The sequence below is a fragment of the Streptomyces sp. NPDC001292 genome (assembly GCF_042896465.1).
Classification (GTDB): domain Bacteria; phylum Actinomycetota; class Actinomycetes; order Streptomycetales; family Streptomycetaceae; genus Streptomyces.
This window is the reverse complement of sequence record NZ_JBIAXG010000014.1, coordinates 1-16,879: the sequence shown is the minus strand read 5'-3', so window position 1 is coordinate 16,879 and position 16,879 is coordinate 1. Positions and strand designations below refer to the sequence as shown.

15 protein-coding genes and 3 pseudogenes are annotated in these 16,879 nt (G+C 72.0%); 7 read left to right on the top strand and 11 right to left on the bottom strand.

Going from position 1 to position 16,879, the window contains the following annotated elements; translation table 11 throughout:
• Nucleotides 1-296: 296 nt before the first annotated feature.
• The 4 genes from ACFY4A_RS16955 to ACFY4A_RS16940 all read right to left on the bottom strand — a co-directional run bounded on the left by ACFY4A_RS16955 (nucleotide 297) and on the right by ACFY4A_RS16940 (nucleotide 2,880).
• On the bottom strand, nucleotides 297-743 hold the full coding sequence (locus tag ACFY4A_RS16955; protein WP_390830213.1) for a type II toxin-antitoxin system PemK/MazF family toxin: 447 nt from the start codon (nucleotides 741-743) through the stop codon (nucleotides 297-299).
• Nucleotides 744-763: 20 nt separating this feature from the next.
• Nucleotides 764-1,192 carry a cupin domain-containing protein gene (locus tag ACFY4A_RS16950; RefSeq protein WP_390830212.1) on the bottom strand — a complete coding sequence of 143 codons (429 nt, stop codon included), beginning with the start codon at nucleotides 1,190-1,192 and terminating at the stop codon, nucleotides 764-766.
• A gap of 27 nt (nucleotides 1,193-1,219) precedes the next feature.
• On the bottom strand, nucleotides 1,220-1,939 hold the full coding sequence (locus ACFY4A_RS16945; RefSeq protein ID WP_390830211.1) for a glutathionylspermidine synthase family protein: 720 nt from the start codon (nucleotides 1,937-1,939) through the stop codon (nucleotides 1,220-1,222).
• Between the two features lie 377 nt (nucleotides 1,940-2,316).
• Nucleotides 2,317-2,880, bottom strand: coding sequence for an NAD(P)H-dependent oxidoreductase (locus ACFY4A_RS16940; protein ID WP_390830210.1), 564 nt, complete (start codon nucleotides 2,878-2,880; stop codon nucleotides 2,317-2,319).
• A 101-nt stretch (nucleotides 2,881-2,981) separates the two neighbouring features.
• On the opposite strand from ACFY4A_RS16940, the gene ACFY4A_RS16935 reads away from it, so the two are divergent.
• Together ACFY4A_RS16935 and ACFY4A_RS16930 are read left to right on the top strand one after the other, a co-directional pair.
• Nucleotides 2,982-3,689 carry a TetR/AcrR family transcriptional regulator gene (locus tag ACFY4A_RS16935; RefSeq protein WP_390830209.1) on the top strand — a complete coding sequence of 236 codons (708 nt, stop codon included), beginning with the start codon at nucleotides 2,982-2,984 and terminating at the stop codon, nucleotides 3,687-3,689.
• A gap of 744 nt (nucleotides 3,690-4,433) precedes the next feature.
• A complete protein-coding gene (locus ACFY4A_RS16930; protein ID WP_390830208.1) occupies nucleotides 4,434-5,468 on the top strand; it encodes a LacI family DNA-binding transcriptional regulator in 1,035 nt (344 codons plus the stop codon).
• Nucleotides 5,469-5,636: 168 nt separating this feature from the next.
• Here the strand turns inward: ACFY4A_RS16930 and trxA are convergent.
• A pseudogene (trxA, locus tag ACFY4A_RS16925) lies at nucleotides 5,637-6,020 on the bottom strand (thioredoxin); the annotation flags it as partial.
• 129 nt (nucleotides 6,021-6,149) lie between these two features.
• Between trxA and ACFY4A_RS16920 the strand changes: the two are divergent.
• Nucleotides 6,150-7,589, top strand: a complete 1,440-nt coding sequence (locus tag ACFY4A_RS16920) for a dihydrolipoyl dehydrogenase family protein (protein ID WP_390830207.1) — start codon at nucleotides 6,150-6,152, stop codon at nucleotides 7,587-7,589.
• Between the two features lie 18 nt (nucleotides 7,590-7,607).
• On the opposite strand, the gene ACFY4A_RS16915 is transcribed toward ACFY4A_RS16920, so the two are convergent.
• On the bottom strand, nucleotides 7,608-8,252 hold the full coding sequence (locus ACFY4A_RS16915) for a peptide deformylase (RefSeq protein WP_390830206.1): 645 nt from the start codon (nucleotides 8,250-8,252) through the stop codon (nucleotides 7,608-7,610).
• 9 nt (nucleotides 8,253-8,261) lie between these two features.
• Here ACFY4A_RS16915 and ACFY4A_RS16910 point away from each other — a divergent pair, with 9 nt between their 5' ends.
• Nucleotides 8,262-9,083 (top strand): M56 family metallopeptidase, encoded by an 822-nt coding sequence (locus ACFY4A_RS16910; RefSeq protein ID WP_390830205.1) that lies wholly within the window; start codon nucleotides 8,262-8,264, stop codon nucleotides 9,081-9,083.
• A gap of 21 nt (nucleotides 9,084-9,104) precedes the next feature.
• On the opposite strand, the gene ACFY4A_RS16905 is transcribed toward ACFY4A_RS16910, so the two are convergent.
• Nucleotides 9,105-9,452, bottom strand: coding sequence for a tetratricopeptide repeat protein (locus ACFY4A_RS16905; RefSeq protein WP_390830204.1), 348 nt, complete (start codon nucleotides 9,450-9,452; stop codon nucleotides 9,105-9,107).
• 155 nt (nucleotides 9,453-9,607) lie between these two features.
• Here ACFY4A_RS16905 and ACFY4A_RS16900 point away from each other — a divergent pair, with 155 nt between their 5' ends.
• Complete coding sequence (locus tag ACFY4A_RS16900) at nucleotides 9,608-10,573, top strand: pirin family protein (protein WP_390830203.1); 966 nt, start codon at nucleotides 9,608-9,610, stop codon at nucleotides 10,571-10,573.
• Nucleotides 10,574-11,492: 919 nt separating this feature from the next.
• Here the strand turns inward: ACFY4A_RS16900 and ACFY4A_RS16895 are convergent.
• The gene (locus tag ACFY4A_RS16895; protein WP_390830202.1) at nucleotides 11,493-12,755 is read right to left on the bottom strand and encodes a beta-ketoacyl-[acyl-carrier-protein] synthase family protein; all 1,263 of its coding nucleotides are present in this window, start codon (nucleotides 12,753-12,755) and stop codon (nucleotides 11,493-11,495) included.
• Between the two features lie 63 nt (nucleotides 12,756-12,818).
• On the opposite strand from ACFY4A_RS16895, the gene ACFY4A_RS16890 reads away from it, so the two are divergent.
• A complete protein-coding gene (locus ACFY4A_RS16890; RefSeq protein ID WP_390830201.1) occupies nucleotides 12,819-13,472 on the top strand; it encodes a TetR/AcrR family transcriptional regulator C-terminal domain-containing protein in 654 nt (217 codons plus the stop codon).
• A 114-nt stretch (nucleotides 13,473-13,586) separates the two neighbouring features.
• Here the strand turns inward: ACFY4A_RS16890 and ACFY4A_RS16885 are convergent.
• From ACFY4A_RS16885 to ACFY4A_RS16875, 3 genes and pseudogenes are all read right to left on the bottom strand, one after another.
• Nucleotides 13,587-13,913: pseudogene (locus ACFY4A_RS16885) on the bottom strand (3-carboxy-cis,cis-muconate cycloisomerase); the annotation flags it as partial.
• Between the two features lie 244 nt (nucleotides 13,914-14,157).
• Nucleotides 14,158-14,904 (bottom strand): response regulator, encoded by a 747-nt coding sequence (locus ACFY4A_RS16880; protein WP_390830200.1) that lies wholly within the window; start codon nucleotides 14,902-14,904, stop codon nucleotides 14,158-14,160.
• Complete coding sequence (locus ACFY4A_RS16875; RefSeq protein WP_390830199.1) at nucleotides 14,901-15,728, bottom strand: sensor histidine kinase; 828 nt, start codon at nucleotides 15,726-15,728, stop codon at nucleotides 14,901-14,903. The genes ACFY4A_RS16880 and ACFY4A_RS16875 overlap by 4 nt, the downstream gene beginning before the upstream one ends.
• Before the next feature lie 339 nt (nucleotides 15,729-16,067).
• Here ACFY4A_RS16875 and ACFY4A_RS16870 point away from each other — a divergent pair.
• Nucleotides 16,068-16,675, top strand: a pseudogene (locus ACFY4A_RS16870) (transposase); the annotation flags it as partial.
• Between the last annotated feature and the right edge of the window lie 204 nt (nucleotides 16,676-16,879).

Genomic DNA, 16,879 nt, shown 5'->3' with positions numbered 1-16,879 from the left:
CGGGATCCTCCTGAGATTCCACCATGCCGCCGGCCCGGCGGTCGGAGGGCCGGGCCGGGGCCGCATCGTCCCAGCCAAAACCCTCCGGCCGATTCGCACAAGGGTGCAAATCGCGACAATCGTGGCGCCAAAACTCCGTATCCGCGATATTTCAGGCACTCGCCCGCGATGTCGGGGCCCGGCGCCTTCCGTATGCGTCCGCCCCTTCGCGGGCGTCCCGCGGCCACCGGGCCCCGTCGCCCGCTGCTACTCCGACCGGGTGATGCGCACGCCCTGGCGTGCGTGCGGCCGTCGGGTCAGCTCCAGCCGTAGCGCTCGCGCAGGCGGTGCACCACGAGACCGAACCGCATCCGGTCCAGCGCGCACGCCTCACGGCGCATGCCGTCCTCGTGCAGCCGCAGCACCCGGTCGACGTCCACCCACGAGTCCCGTCCCGACCGGTCCCAGGGGCCGCTGCCGATGGCCACCCACTCGCGGTCGCCGTCGTGCGCCCTGCTGGACAGCTGCACGGCCAGGAGTGTCCCGGCGGCCTCCCGCGCCACCACCAGCACCGGCCGGTCCTTGCCCCGGCCGTCGTTCTCCTCGAAGGGCACCCAGGTCCAGACGATCTCCCCGGGGTCGGGGTCGCCGTCGTGCGCGGGCGCGTACTCGGTGCGCACCCGTCCGACCTCGCGCGGGTCGGCCTCGGTGGTGGCGGTGGGGCCGTAACGGCCGGGCACGTTCTCATCGGTAAAGGCAGTCACGGGGGAACCCTAGAGCGTGCTCAGGAAGCCTCTTCACGGGGGCGGATCCGCATGCCGGGGCGGCGCCGGTGGACGGTGAGGTAGGCCAGGCCGTCCGGGCCGGCGGTGAGGCTGCGCGTGGAGCCGTGCGGCAGCCAGACCGCCGCGCCCTCGGTCAGCTGACGCGGCTCGCCGCCGGTGCCCGCGCCGAGCACACCGCTGCCCGCGACGACGAACAGCAGGACGTCCAGGTCCGGTTCGCGGTGCGGCGCCACGCCCGCGCCGGGCGCCAGCCGTACGACGTTCGCGTCGAGCTGGCGTCCGGACTCCGCCAGCTTCCACAGCACGCCGCCCGGTACCGGCGGGGCGTCTGTCAGCGCCCGGGCGTCGCACAGGACCCGCGGTTCCGGTTCCGGTTCCGGCTCCGCCCGGCCGGCCGGTCCGGTGCCGTGCTCGGAAGGCGATGTCATGGTGCACCCCTCATTTCCCGGGACCCGTCACTCCCCCGGTACCCGCGTCCCGGGCCTACGATTCGAGTCGATGGGGACGTCGCTCAGGTCCACGAAGCGCCGGATGCCGCTGTGCCAGCCGATTTCCTCCATCGTCAGGCCCACCGTGGGAAGGCCCGCCTCGGCCGCCGTGTCCCGGAGGTACGCCGTGGTGATGATGTCCTCGTCGGGCTCGTCGACGGAGTGCGCGAAGTGGACCTGGCCGCCCAGCCGCGGAGCCAGGCGCTGCCACGTCTGCACCAGGCGCTCGTGGATCGTGTTGAACTGGTCGCGGTCCGGGTGCACGTCCTCCAGCCACTGCCATTGGAGCACCGCGGCTTCGAGGAGCGCCGCCGGAACGTCGCCGTTGTACTCGTACAGCTTGGCGTCGCCCGTGCCGTCCCAGGCGAGGTCGAATCTGCCGTAGACGCTCGGTGACTCGTTCTCGAGGGTCTCGAGCATCGGTCTCGCCCAGCGGGGGGCGATGCCGAGGCGTTCGACGTCGCCCTTCTCCAGGACGTGCCGGGCCGCCGCGACGCACATCGCGTGCAGTTCCTCGGTGACGTCCTCCAGGTAGTCCACCTCGTGCGAGGTGAGAACGTAGGCGGCGCTCTCGTTCCAGCAGGGCAGCCTGCTGCCGTCGGGCAGGGTTTCGGTGTGGAACGGAAGGCCTGACTGGAGCACCGTCTGCTCCCAGCCGGGCCTCGGGCTGCGGGGTTCGCGTCTCATGGGTCAGCCGCCGACCGATCCGGCCTTGCCGCCCTTGGCGCAGAAGCCGCCGCGGACGACGCTGCCGGACCGAGGGTGCCCGACTTCAAGGGGAGGTCGGTGAAGGCGGCTCGTGCCGCCCTCGACGCGAGCCGTCGCTCACGGTGAAGGACGCGTCCCCGGTCGACCGGTGGGTGCTGGTGGAGAGCAACTGGCGGGTGTGCTCCCAGAGTCCGGGCCCGGGTACCGAGCTGAAGGGACAGCCGGTGTCCTTCACGGCGGTCAAGTTCGGGGAGTCCTGCCCGTAGGCACGGGTGTCGGGACTCGGACGTGGAGCCTCGCGGAAAGCCGGAAGGGGCACGGCGCCCACTGGGCGCCGTGCCCCTTCCAGGGGTCGCTCAGGCGGCAGCCACGTCACCGGTGTGGCCGTGCAGGCGCGCGACGACCTCGGTGAGCTGGGCGGCGACCTCGGCGTCGTCGACCGGGTGGGTCTCGGCGAAGCGGGTCACGGAGCCGGGGATGGAGAGCTTGATGTCCTCGATCACCTTGCCGCCGGCGATGCCCACGGCCTTGCGGGTGTCGTCCTGCGCCCACACGCCGCCGTACTGGCCGAAGGCGGTGCCGATGACGGCGACGGGCTTGCCGACGAAGGCGCCGGCGCCGTACGGGCGGGACAGCCAGTCGATGGCGTTCTTCAGGACGGCCGGGATGGTGCCGTTGTACTCGGGGGAGAACAGCAGGAAGGCGTCGGCGGAGCCGGCGACCTCGCGCAGCTTGGCGGCGGCGGCCGGCACGCTGCCCTCGACGTCGATGTCCTCGTTGTAGAACGGGACGTCGGCCAGGCCCTCGAACAGCTCGACCTCGGCGCCCGCGGGGGCGAGCTTGGTCGCGGCCTCGGCGAGCTGGCGGTTGTGCGAGCCGGAGCGGAGGCTGCCGACGAGCGCGAGGATGCGAACAGACATGGGGGACTCCAAGGGGGATGACACAATGGCGTTAGGGATCCGGACCGAGGTCCGTTTAATTTTCTACCACTTAACCGGACCGCGGTCCAGTTCGCTTCCGGATGCCTTACGCTGTCTTCATGTCCCGTCCCCTGCCGCCCGTTCAGAAGCCCCAGGAGCCTCAAGAACCTCAGGAGACCCGGGAGCCGCTGGCCCAGCCGGTGTTGCTCGAATTCGGCACTGGCGAGGACGAGCCCTGTCTGCGGGCCGACGCGGCCCGCAACCGCGCCCGGCTGCTGGACGCCGCCGCGCGCCTGGTCGCCGAGCATGGCGCGGCCGGAGTCACGATGGAGGCCGTCGCCGCGGCGGCCGAGGTGGGCAAAGGGACGGTCTTCCGCCGCTTCGGTGACCGCACCGGCCTGCTCAGGGCGCTGCTGGACCACTCGGAGCGGAAGTTCCAGGCCGCGTTCCTCAGCGGGCCTCCTCCCATGGGCCCCGGCGCGCCGCCCGCCGAGCGGCTGCGGGCCTTCGGCTGCGTGGCGCTGCGCCGCGCGGCCGACGACCTGGAACTGCAACTGGCGGCCGATCCGGGCCCGGCCCGCCGCTTCGCCGTACCCGCCCGCCAGGTCCAGTACGCCCACGTGGCGATGCTGCTGCGGCAGGCGGTCCCGGACGCGGACAGCGAACTCCTCGCCCACACGCTGATGGGGTACCTCGAGCCCGCCCTCATCCACCATCTGACCAGGCAGTGCCAGATGCCGATGGAGCGGTTGCAGGCGGGCTGGCACGATCTGGTCGCGCGGATCACCTCCACGGAGCCGCCCCGCTGAGAGCCGGGGAGCCGGTCCGGCCGGCTCAGCGGCGCGCGGCGAACATGTCCGGCGAACACCTGCGGCGGGGGTCGCGGCGCGCTCGTGCGGAGGAGCGGCCGTGCCTTGCGGGACGCGCGGCGGCCGCCGTCCTGGCCCGGCTGCCTGCCACCCGGTGCCGGGCGGCCTCGCCATCGGCACCACACCCGCGGGATCGTGTCCCGGTCGCGGTGTGAGTAGCCCGAGGGCCCGGGGGTGTGGCGTCCCGCCGGGGCGGCTGGTCGGGTGCGTCTGCCCGGTGCCGCGCGCCGTACACGGCGTCCCGGCGCAGCGGGCGCGCCGCGCACGGCCAGGCGGCTGTCCCGCCCCAAGTGGTCGGCAACCCCGCGCCGCACCCTGGCAGGGTGGGAGGCCCCGCCAGAGCGGGTGCCCCCGCCGCCGCGGCCTCCGCGCGCGAGCGGCTTGGCGCACGCGGCCCACGCGCGCGAGCGGCCTTCCCGTCGAGGGCACGGTGGCCTCGACATCATCCGGCCGGGCGACATGGGCGAGCCTCGCGCCGTCCGGCCCGATGAGGCCCGCGCCGTCCGGCCCGGCGAGGCCGGGCGCTGGGGAGGCATCGCACGGGCGGCGCGACCCGGCAGGGCGACCTTCGCGTCCTTGTCCTCCGTGCGCCCGTCCCACATCTGTTGCTGTTTCAACTTCCGTCTGTAATAGGGCAGTTCACCAGACGGACGGCCCGCGGCTTCTGCCAAGATGCGGTACGTCATGGTGCAGATTCCCAAACCCGCCGTGCCCCCGGCGCCCGCTCCGCGCTCCGTGCCCACGAGCGCCGACGTGGCCCGACTGGCCGGCGTCTCGCGCGCGACCGTCTCCTACGTCCTGAACAACAGCAGAGCCGTCCGCATCAGCGAGCCCACCCGCCGCCGGGTCCACGAGGCCGCCGACGAACTCGGGTACGTGCCGCACGCGGCGGCGCGCAGCCTGCGCGCGGGACACAGCCGTATGGTCCTGATGCCCGCCCCGGCCCTCCCGGCCGGCCCGCTCTACAGCCGCTTCCTGGAAGAACTCCAATGGGCGCTCGGCCTCCTCGACTACACCGTCGTACAGCACGCCACCGCCTGCCTGCCCGGTGACGAGACCGTCCGGGCCTGGGCCGAACTGCGCCCGGTCGCCGTCCTGGTGTCCGGCGCGGGGCTCGGACCCGGGGGAGTGGCGGTGCTCAAACGCTCCGGCGCGCGTGCCGTCGTCACCCTCGGCCCGGAGCCCGTCGAAGGGGCCCACGCGCTGCTCATGGACCACGAGGGCGTCGGCCACCGGGCCGGTGCCCACCTGCACGCCCGCGGCCGGCGCCGCGTCGGCGTGGTCGTGCCAGAGGAGCGCGGACTGGACATGTTCTCCCGGCCCCGGCTCGCCGGCGTACGGCGAGCCCTGCGAGGCACCGACGGCAGCGTGACCGAACTGTCCCTCGCCTACGACGAGCGGTCCGCCGCCCGCCTCGCCGCCCGCTGGCGCGACCTCGGCCTCGACGCGGTGTTCGCCTACAACGACGAGTACGCCATGCTGCTGATGCGCGCGTTGCAGGACAGCGGCGTACGGATCCCCGAGGACACGGCCGTGATCGGCGCCGACGACCTCATGCTCGGACGGCTGCTGCGGCCCCGGCTGAGCACCGTCCACATCGACCTGCCCTCCGGCCGAGACCTGGCCGAACTGGTCGACCGCGCCGTACGCGACCCCGGCGCCCCGCCCGAACGGCACGCGGTGCTGGGCGCGACGGTGGTCCACCGCGAGTCCACTTGAACCGCGAGTCCATATGACCTCGCGTGCCCCCCGTGTGACTGACCTGGCCCTGCGACCGGCCGACCGGCGCTACGACGAAGCGGTGGGCGCCACTCCCAGGGGAAGGACACCCACCGCCCGGCACGCTCGGAGAGCAGCCCGTCGAGACTCACTGACCGATCCGAGGATCTACTGACCGTTCTGCTGCTCGGCGACCGCCTTGCGGACCTCGGCCATGTCCAGCTTGCGGGCCTGTCCGATCACGTCCGCCAGAGCGGCCTCGGGCAGCGCACCCGGCTGCGCGAACACGGCGACCTGGTCGCGGACGATCATCAGGGTCGGAATGGACTGGATGCCGAAGGCCGCCGCCAGCTCCGGCTGGGCCTCGGTGTCCACCTTGCCGAACACCAGGTCAGGGTTGTCCTCGGCCGCCTTCTCGTAGACCGGGGCGAACTGACGGCACGGACCGCACCAGGATGCCCAGAAGTCGATGAGGACGAATTCGTTGTCCGTGACCGTCTGGTCGAAGTTCTCCTTGGTCAGCTCCACGGTGCTGCTCATGGCGTATCCCTCTTCCTGGTGCTTCCTGGTGTCGGCTTACTGGCGTGGGGCGAAGCCGTCGGCACAACACGGCCGACCCTACGGGTATTCCGCGCACGTACCCGTGTGGCCAGGGCGCACACCACCCACCAGACTGACCCCATGACCGAAACGGAAACCATCGCGTACGACGTCGTGGTGCTGGGCGCCGGACCCGTGGGGGAGAACGTGGCCGACCGCACCCGGGCGGCCGGCCTGTCCACCGCGATCGTGGAGAGCGAACTGGTCGGCGGAGAGTGCTCGTACTGGGCGTGCATGCCCAGCAAGGCCCTGCTGCGCCCGGTCATCGCCCGCGCCGACGCCCGCCGTCTGCCGGGCCTGAGCCAGGCGGTGCGCGGTTCCCTCGACGCCGCCGCGGTCCTCGCCCGCCGGGACGAGTACACCTCGCACTGGCACGACGACGGCCAGGTGCGGTGGCTGGACGGCATCGGCGCCGACCTCCACCGCGGGCACGGCCGGCTGGCGGGTCCGCGTACGGTCACGGTCGACGGCCCCGACGGCCCCGACGGCACGCGCAGGACGCTGACCGCCCGGCACGCCGTCGCCGTCTGCACCGGAAGCCGCGCCCAACTGCCGGACCTGCCCGGGCTCGACGCCGTCAAGCCGTGGACCAGCCGCGAGGCCACCAGCGCCGAGCAGGTGCCCGGGCGGCTGATCATCGTCGGCGGCGGTGTCGTCGGCACCGAGATGGCCACCGTCTACCAGGCGCTCGGCTCGCAGGTCACCGTCCTGGTCCGGGGCAAGGGGCTGCTGCCCCGCATGGAACCCTTCGCCGGCGAACTGGTCGCCGACGCCCTCACGGAGGCCGGCGCCGACATCCGCACCGGCACCGCGGTGGAGTCCGTCGCCCGTGAGAACGGCGCCGTCGTGGCCGTCACCGGCAACGGCGACCGTGTCGAGGCCGACGAGGTCCTCTTCGCCACCGGGCGCGCGCCGCGCACCGACGACATCGGCCTGGAGACGGTGGGCCTGGAGCCCGGCTCCTGGCTGCCGGTCGACGACAGCCTGCGCGTGCAGGGCAGCACCTGGCTGTACGCGTGCGGCGACGTGAACCACCGCGCGCTCCTCACCCACCAGGGCAAGTACCAGGCCCGGATCGCGGGCGACGCGATCGGCGCCCGTGCGGCCGGTGTGCCCCTGCTGGAGACGGACCCATGGGGCGCGCACGCCGCCACCGCCGACCACCACGCCGTACCGCAGGTCGTCTTCACCGACCCGGAGGCCGCGGCCGTGGGCCTGTCCCTGGCCGAAGCCGAACAGGCCGGCCACCGCGTCCGGGCCGTCGACGTCGACCTCTCCTCGGTCGCCGGGGCCGGCCTGTACGGCGACGGCTACCGCGGCCGCGCCCGCATGGTCGTCGACCTCGACGCCGAGATCCTGCGCGGTGTCACCTTCGTCGGCCCCGGCGTCGGCGAGCTGCTCCACTCGGCGTCCGTCGCCGTCGCCGGCCAGGTTCCCGTCAACCGCCTGTGGCACGCGGTCCCGTCCTACCCGACGATCAGCGAGGTGTGGCTCCGCCTGCTGGAGGCCTACCGCGGCTGACCGCGCACCCGCGTGGTCCTACGGCAACTCGAAGCCGAGCGCCTGCGCGGCCTCCGCCGGGGTCGGCTGGGTCCAGCGACGCGCCATCGCGTCGTTGGAGGACAGGGAACGGAGTTCGGCGCGGTCGAGGTAGAGGGTGCCGTCGAGGTGGTCGGTCTCGTGCTGGACGATCCGGGCGGGCCAGCCCGAGAACACCTCGTCCACCGGGCGCCCGTGCTCGTCCACGGCCCGCAGGCGCACCTCGGCGTGCCGTGCCACCACGGCCTGCCAGCCCGGGACGCTCAGGCAGCCCTCGTAGAAGGCGGCACGCGTGGTGCCGACGGCCTCGTACGACGGATTGACCAGCACGCGGAAGGGCAGCGGCACCCGTCCGCGCGCCACTCGCACCTCGTCCGGCACAGGTGCGGGATCCTCCATGACCGCGATCCGCAGCTCCACCCCGACCTGCGGCGCGGCCAGTCCCACGCCCGGCGCCGCGTGCATGGTCAGGCGCATCGCCTGGACGAAGCGGGCCAGCAGCGCGGGCTCCAGCTGGCCGTCGAACGGTTCGGCGGCGCGCCGCAGTACCGGGTCGCCGGCGGCGACGATGGGCAACGGGCCGCCGCCGGCGAGGAGTTCCTCGACCTGCTCGGCCAGGGGTGTACGCGCACGGGGGGAAGCCATCACGCCAGGATGCCATGGCGCTCGGCCGGCCCGGCAAGCACGCTGTGCCTCGCCCTGCTCACGGTCATCGGTGCCGCACAGCTGACCGGCAGCCCGGTTCCGGAAGGGTGGGCCGACCCGGAGATCAGGGCGGTCGTCTCACGCGACCGGGTCGCGGGCCGTGCGGCGATCCCCGCCCTGGGACTGGTCGCGGTGGCCTGCGCGCGCACCCTGTGGCGCCACCGGCGAGTGGCCCGTCGCGCCCGCCGGGCCCTGACCGGGCTGCGCGGCGCACCCGTCGTCGTCCTGCCCGACACCACGCCGTACGCCTATGCCCTGCCCGGCAGCCAGGACCGGATCGTCGTCACCACGGCACTTCTCGACGGCCTCGCTCCGGACGAACGGCGCGCCGTGTTCGCGCACGAACGCGCTCACCTGGCGGCCCGCCACCACCGTCATCTGCTCACCGTCCACGTCGCGGCCCGCGCCAACCCGTTCCTGCGGCCGCTGCGGTCCGCCGTCGTCTACACCGTCGAGCGCTGGGCCGACGAGGACGCGGCCCGCGCGGTCGGCGACCGGCGCGTGGTCGCGCGGGCGATCGGCAAGGCGGCCCTGCTGTCGTCCGGCGCGCCCGCGCCCACTCTCGCCGCGGTGGTCGCCGGCGGCCCGGTGCCGCGACGGGTCGCCGCCCTGCTGGCGCCGGCACCGGCGGGCCGGCACTGGCCGTCGGTCTTCACAGCGGTCGGCGCCGCCGTGTGGGGCGCCGCCGCCGGTGCGGTGGTGTCCGCGATGTCCTCGGCGAACTCCGCGGTCACCCTGTTCCTGCTCCTCCACCCGGCGGCGCCGCTCTGACCGTTCAGCCGCTCCGACCGTTCATCGGTCCCCGAAGTCGCCCGCGAGGGCGGAGGCGACCCGCAGGTGCGTCTCGGCCTCGTCCTGGCGGCCCTGCCGCTGGAGGGTGCGGCCCAGCATCAACCGGGCGTAGTGCTCCACCGGGTCGCGCTCGACGATGACGCGCAACTCGGCCTCGGCCCGGCGCAGCTGTGCCGAGTGGTAGTAGGCACGCGCCAGCAGCAGCCGGGGGCCGGTCTGCTCCGGCACCTCCTCGACCAGCCCGTCCAGCACGCGGGCCGCGGCGGCGTAGTCCCGGGCGTCGAAGAACATCTGCGCCCGCTCCCAGCGCTCCGCCGGGGTTCCGTGCTCGTAGTACGTCGTGTCCACTCGTGACCTCCTCAGGTGCCTCGTTCGGAGCCACCGGCCGCGTCAACAGGCATGATTGGTTGAATATTCCACTACGTTGCCGTCGTCGGCGGTGAAGCCCGCCGACGACGGCATGCCGGGGCTCAAACGGCCTTCGTGGGGCTAGGTTGGGCGCCATGAGCAATCTTGATCGCGAGTCGGTTCCCGCGGTGTGCGGCGGCCGTGGCTTCGTCGTGGCGGAGCCCGTACGGGAACTCCTCAGCCCCCGTCGCGTCAAGCTCGGCGAGTCCACGGAGGTGAGGCGGCTGCTGCCGAACCTGGGCCGCCGCATGGTGGGCGCCTGGTGCTTCGTCGATCACTACGGCCCCGACGACATCGCCGACGAGCCCGGCATGCAGGTCCCGCCGCATCCGCACATGGGCCTGCAGACGGTGAGCTGGCTGCACGAGGGCGAGGTGCTGCACCGTGACTCGACGGGCAGCCTCCAGCTGATCCGCCCCGGCGAGCTGGGCCTGATGACCTCCGGCCGGGCCATCAGCCACTCCGAGGAGAGCCCCAGGTCGCACGCCCGCTTCCTGCACGGCGCGCAACTGTGGGTCGCCCTCCCGGACGCCCACCGCCACACCGACCCGCGCTTCGAGCACCACACCGAACTGCCGACGGTCACCGCCCCCGGCCTCACGGCCACCCTGATCCTGGGCGACCTCGACGGCGCGACCTCGCCGGGAACGACGTACACCCCGATCACGGGCGCCGACCTGGCCCTGACCCGCGGCGCCGACGTACGCCTCCCGCTGGACCCGGACTTCGAGTACGCCGTGCTCTCCATGTCCGGCGAGACCCACGTCGACGGCGTCCCCGTCCTGCCCGGCTCGATGCTCTACCTCGGCTGCGGCCGCACCGAACTCCCCCTGCGCGCCGAGTCGGACGCGGGTCTGATGCTCCTGGGCGGCGAGCCGTTCGAGGAGGAACTGATCATGTTCTGGAACTGGATCGGACGGTCGCAAGACGAGATCGTGCAGGCTTGTCGGGACTGGATGGAAGGGACAAGATTCGGAGAGGTGCAGGGGTACGACGGGGACCCACTGCCGGCCCCCGAGTTGCCGCCGACGTCGCTGAGGCCGCGGGGAAGGGTTCGCTGAGCTGCGGAAACGGCTGATTGGTCGGTGACGGGTGGGCGACTCGCCGTCGTGCGTTGTCTCCCGTCCCCCATCGCGTGCGGGAGGGCGGCTGGACGTGCCGCAGGCCCCCATGCGTGGTGCTGGCAATTCCACAGTGTGTCCGTCTGTGGGTAGCTGTGGCAGGACTCTTGCTGACCCTTTGCTAACTCTACTGATGAGTCATCGGGTATCGGCGGAGGTTCGTGTCGTACCTTCGCGGCGGGCGCCGTCGCCCTGTGGCGGCTACCGCCGATGACACTGGCCCGGTGTCCGGCAAGGGCGCCGACCGAGGGCACCCGAGCCCTGATCGAGGTTTTGCTGCTGGGCCGGCACATCGCGCACGAGCACCTGGTCGCCGGTCTCGCGACCGCGTTGCGGGCCGGGGCCCTGACCGCAGACGCGGTCGCTCCGGAGGCGCGCAAGGCGGCCCGGACCGAGGACGAATCGCTGGCGCCCGCGCTGCCGTTGGCCCTGCCCGGGCAGCCGTCGGCGACGGTGACGTCGTCACCCGGCGCCGGCCGTAGGAGATATCGGCAACATGCAGCGAGAGGACCTCGCCGGGCCGCAGTCCACCGTCCAGCACGAGAAGGAAGATCGCCAGATCGCACACAGCCTCCCCGACCGCCACTCGGACGGCTCAACGAGGACAGCAAGCTCACCGCAGCGCAGTCGGAACGACCCTCACCCGAAGGTGTCCAGACAAGGACATCCTGGGCCGCTACAGCTTCACCGCCTCCACCCCGGCCGCCGGCGGCGGCCTGCGCCCGCTGCGCAACCCGGACGCGCCAGAGCTGGACGAGGACGACGACGGGGCCGGGCAGGATTAGGTGGTGTCCGCAAAGTCAGGACAATCAGAGGCGTAGGCAGGCGAGGGCGACCTTGGCTGGGTAGTTCGGGTGCGTCATGGTGTGATCGAGGCTGCACGGGACGCGGGGTGCCGTGCAGCGGTGACGATGAGTGAGACGTTCTGTCCGCCAAAGCCGAAGGAGTTGCTGAGCACGGCCTTCTGGGGGACGTCTCGTCGCTCTGTGACGACATCGAGATCGATGTCGGGACAGACGCCGGCCGTGGTGAGATTGCGGGTCGGCGGGATGACGCCGTGCTCCACGCTGAGGACGGTGATGAGCGCTTCGATGGCGCCGGCGGCGCCAAAGAGATGGCCGAGCGCCGCCTTGGGGGCTGTCACGGTGGCGCGGCCGAAGACCTTCCCGATCGCGTGCGCCTCGGCGACGTCGCCGACTGGAGTTCCGGTGGCGTGGGCGTTGATGTGGCTGATCTGCCCGGGAACCAAGTCCGCCTGCGCGAGGGCCTTCCGCATAGCCGAGATCTGACCGGAGCCGTCCGGATCGGGCGCCGTGATGTGGTGAGCGTCGGCGGCGATGCCGGCGCCCGCGAGCACCGCGTGGACGCGTGCGCCCCGGGCGTCGGCATGCTCGGCGCTTTCGAGCACCACGACAGCAGCACCTTCACTGAGGACGAGTCCGCTGCGGTCCGCTGCGAACGGACGTGATGCTGACGCGGGTTCAGCGGTGTGCCGCGACAGTGTCTGAGCCTGGGCGAAGCCGGCGACCGTGATGGGGGTGATCGGGGCCTCGGTCCCACCCGCGATCACCATGTCCGCCTCGCCGGAACGGATGAGCCTCGCGCCCAGGGCGATCGCCTCGGCACCGGAAGAGCACGCCGAGACAGGGGTGTACACCCCGGCCCGTGCGCCGTATTCGATACTGATCAGCGCCGCCGCTGCGTTAGGCATGAGCATCGGGACCGTGCGTGGCGAGACGCGCCGAGCCCCGACCGCTTCCAGTACGTCGTCTTCCTTCAACAGCGTCCGTACACCGCCGATGCCCGTGCCGATCGCCGATGCGAGCCGGTCGGGGTCCACGTCCGGAGCGCCTGCATCGGACCAGGCTTCGGCCGCCGCGATGAAGGCTGCCTGCTGCGCGCGGTCGAGCCGCCTGGCCTGCACTGGCGGCAGCAACTCGGCGGGGTCGACCGCCATCACCCCCGCGACGGTCTCGGGAAGATTGATGTCCTCGTGGCCGCGCAGGACGCCGCCGCGGATGCCGGACTCGCCGGCAAGCAGGGCGTTCCATGTGGACACCACATCTCGACCGAGTGGTGTGATCGCGCCAAGTCCGGTCACGACGACTTCAGTGCGCTGCATGCTTCGACCTCTCTTGTACGTCATACAAACGAGCAGCCTTGTTGTATCACATACAATTCGACCGTGGAGAGAAAGCGAACCGAAGCCCGAGCAACGCCGCCTCAGGGGCTCGACCGTGGTCGCGCGACGAGGCGCCGACTGATCGAGGTCACTGCCCGGCTCTGCAAGGAGCGGCCCGGCGCCGAGGTGAGCGTCGCGGAGATCGCGAACGCGGCAGGGGTCTTCCCCAACCAGGTCACCTACTATTTCGGCTCCAAGGACTCGCTGCTCGTGCACGCCGCTTTTCTCGGCCTGCTGCACGACACCCGGCGGATTGAGCGCATCGGTCGCCAAGCTCCCGATGCGGCGACATTCCGCCGCAACATCGCCCGCGCCGTACTGTCCCTGCCCTCACTTCCGTCACTCGCGCGAGCACTCGCAGCCGCGATCTCCAAGCCCGAACTCGGCCCTGTGGTCGACCGGCACCTCCAGTTGCTCTTCCGGCAATCCGCGCGCTTCGTGAGCCAGCTCCTCGACGCTCGCGGCTGGAGTGCCCGCCGACCACTCAACGTAGAAGTCAGGACGTTCTGGAGCACCGCGCTCGGCGCGGTGCTGCTCGTCCGCGCCGGGGCACACGGCACCAACGCCGACCTCGATCTCGCCGGAGCGTTGACCATCCACGACGAATCCGAGCCCGACTCGGTCGTATCCGCAAAGTCAGGGCAGCCAGAGTCGTAGGCAGGCGAGGGTCCCGGGGCACGTGGCTCGATGCCGTCTGTGAGGTCTCCGACGGCAGCAGCACCTCTCCCCACCTGCGCCGCGCTGCGATCACGGACGAGGGCGGGCGTGGGCCAGGTCGAGATCCTTCAGCGCGGGCTCCTCGGCCAGCACCTCGGCCAGTCCCCGGCCCCCTCTGCGGGCGGCTCGTGCCGCCTCCGTCAGCAGTTCCTCGGCGCGGGCGCGGCCCAGCCGGGCTGCGACGAAGGCGGTCAGCCGCTCGGACACGATCAGTCCTGCGGCCATGTCCAGGTGCTCCCGCATCCGCGTGGGGTGCACCTGCAGACCGGCGACCAGTTCCGCCGCGTCCCGGGCCGCGCCCCCGATGAGCCGGAGCAGGTCGCGCAGGGTCTCCCACTCCGCGTGCCAGGCTCCGGCGGGCCGCTCGTCCTCGGCCGCGACGCGTTCGGCGGGAACGCGCAGTTCCTGGCCGCCCCGGACGGCACTCCGCTGTGGGTCTTTGACGTCGAACCCGGCTCCACCCCGACATCACCGCCGCCCGCATCCACGCGCTCCCCGCGCTGTACAAAGCGGCAGCCGACGGACTGCCCACCCCGGCCGACAAGGGCTAAATCGGCGCCGGCATCGGCACCCTCATCCCCGTCCGCCGCCCGAAAGGCCGGGCGTGGGGTAGTCGGTCACGGAATCAAGGGGCGTGGGGTAGGCGGTCACGTCGATCCGCCGAGCCGCCCGGTGCGACGAGCCCCGTCTCGTAGGCGAGGACGACGGCCTGGGCGCGGTCGCGCAGGGAGAGCTTGGTGAAGATCCGGGTCACATGGGTCTTCACCGTGGCTTCGCTGAGCGTCAGATCACGCGCCAGCTCGGCATTGGACAGTCCGTGGCCCATCAGCGTCAGCACCTCGAGCTCACGCGGTGTCAGCGCGACGAGGTCCCGGTGGGTGGCCGGGACCGTGGCACCCCGGACGCCCTGGGTGCCACCGCCGCCGCTGCCGCTGCCGGGCGCGGCGAAGCGCTCCACCAGGCGGCGGGTGATCGACGGCGAGAGCAGCGCGTCACCGGTGTTCACCAGACGGACCGCGGCGGCGAGATGCTCGGGGGTGACGTCCTTCAGCAGGAAGCCGCTGGCACCGGCGGAGAGGGCGGCGTAGACGTAGTGGTCGAGGTCGAAGGTGGTCAGCATGATGACCCGGCAGTCCGGAGACTGGGCGATGATCCGGCGGGCGGCCTCGAGCCCGTCCATCTGCGGCATGCGGATGTCCAGCAGCGCGACATCGGGACGCAGTTCACGCACCGCCGCCACCGCTTCCACGCCGTCGGACGCCTCGCCCACCACATCGATCCCACGGACTGTCAGGATCAGGCGGAAGCCGGTGCGGACCAGCTCCTGGTCGTCCGCGACCACCACGCGCGGGGCGGGCTCGGGGGGTGTCACGGCCGGTCCAGGGGGATGCGGGCGCGGACACGGAAACCGCCGCCCAGGCGGCGCCGGGCGTCCAGGTCGCCGCCGTAGACGGCGACCCGCTCCCGGAGGCCCAGCAGTCCGTGTCCCGCTCCGTTCGCCGTTGTCTTCGGCGCCTCGTCGCTCCCGGTCAGCACGCTCGGCCCGCCGTTGAGCACCTCGACCCGGAGCCAGTGGTCGGCATAACGCACCATCACCTTGGCCTTCGTACCGTCCCCGTGTTTGAGGGCGTTGGTCAGCGCCTCCTGGATGATCCGGTAGGCGGTGACGTCTATCCCGGTCGGCAGCGGCCTCGGCTCCCCGGAGATCCGCACCTCGACCGGCAGTCCCGCGAACGCGATCCGGTCGATCAACGGGCTGAGCTGGCTCAGACTCGGCTGCGGTGACAGGTCGTTCTCGCTCGGTTCGTCCTCACCGCTCTGCGAGGGCGCGAGCAGACCCAGCAAGTGCCGCAGATCGGTCATCGCGTTGCGTCCGGCGGTCTCCACGGCCCTCATCGCGGCCGCGGCCTCGTCGGGCATCGTGGCGAGCACCTCGCGGGCGGCGCCGGCCTGGACCACCATTAGGCTGACGTTGTGGCTGACGATGTCGTGGAGGTCCGACGCGATCCTGGCCCGCTCGGCGTCGACCGCGGTCCGCGCCGCACTCTCGCGTTCCCGCTCCAGCAGCCAGCCGCGCTCCTCCAGTGTTTTGCGGTGCAGCCGCCGTGCCCGCAGGAGTGCCGCGCCCAGCCAGCCCGCAGTTGCGCACGCCAAGGCCAGGGCGATGACCAGCCAGTACTCCCCGGAACCCCACACACCGTCAGCTTCGCAGTTCGCACCGTGCTCCGCATCCTCCTTCCGAGCCAGAGGCGTCACCCCCCGGGAGGATGCACAGGAAGAACTCCGGCGTGTATGCCTCGTCCTTCATTCCACTTCTCCGTTCCCGCCGCCGCACGCCTGGGGGCCGGGTGGTACGGACTCGGAACCGTGTAACAAATTCTTCATGCTTCTCAGGCGGTTTCCATCGATGGTTACGAATCAGTTGAATCGCAGTGCTATGCCCCAGTCTCGCATGGCCTCGGCCGGGGTCCGGTCACCGAGGACCATTCGGGGTCTGTCGTTGAGTTGGCGGGTGACGGCCCTCAGGTTGCGGATGTGGAGGAACGGAAACTGGCCTACGCGGTCGGAATCTCTTCCCGGCTCACTGCTCATCCCGCTCATGCCCGCCGATCGCCCCGCCCTGCCAGGGCACCGGTCGCCCACCGGTGGCGACGTACCCGGACAAGCCCAAGACGGTGAAAGAACTGGCGAGGGAGGCCGGCCGGCAGGCGGCCCGGCCCGTGTCCTGGCGCGAGGGTTCCAGGCCGGGCACCGGCCGCAGCGGGTTGAAGCGCATGTACTCGCGTTTCGTTGCCCTGCGCATCCGGCCTGCCGGGCGCGAGATCCGTCAGGCCACGGAGGGTCCGGAGCTGCCCGAGCGCTGGCTGCTGGCCGAATGGCCCGCCACTGAGAGCGAGCCGGTGCAGTTCTGGCTGTCCAGTCTGCCCCCGGGCATGCCGCTGGCCACACTCGTGTGGTTGGCCAAGCTCCGCCGGCGCATCGAAAACGACTACCGGGAGATGAAACAGGCCCTGGGCCTGGCCCATTTCGAGGGCCGTACCTGGAACGGCTGGCACCACCACGTCACCCTCGTGTCCGTCGCGCATGCCTTCTGCACGCTGCAGCGGCTGGCACGAGCCCCAAAAGACGCGGCGCAGGGCTGAGCCTCTACCAGATCGTCCGCCAACTGCAGGCACTCCTCGTCACCTGGGCCGGCACCTGCACCACCTGCCACCGCGACATACCCGAACCGATATACACCTGACCAAGCCTACTAGTGCCCCGGCAGGCAACGTTTGCCCGTTGAGGAGCGGCGTCCGGTGCGTGCTCTCGGTGTGCCGACCGGAAGTCCTCGTACTGGGCGTACT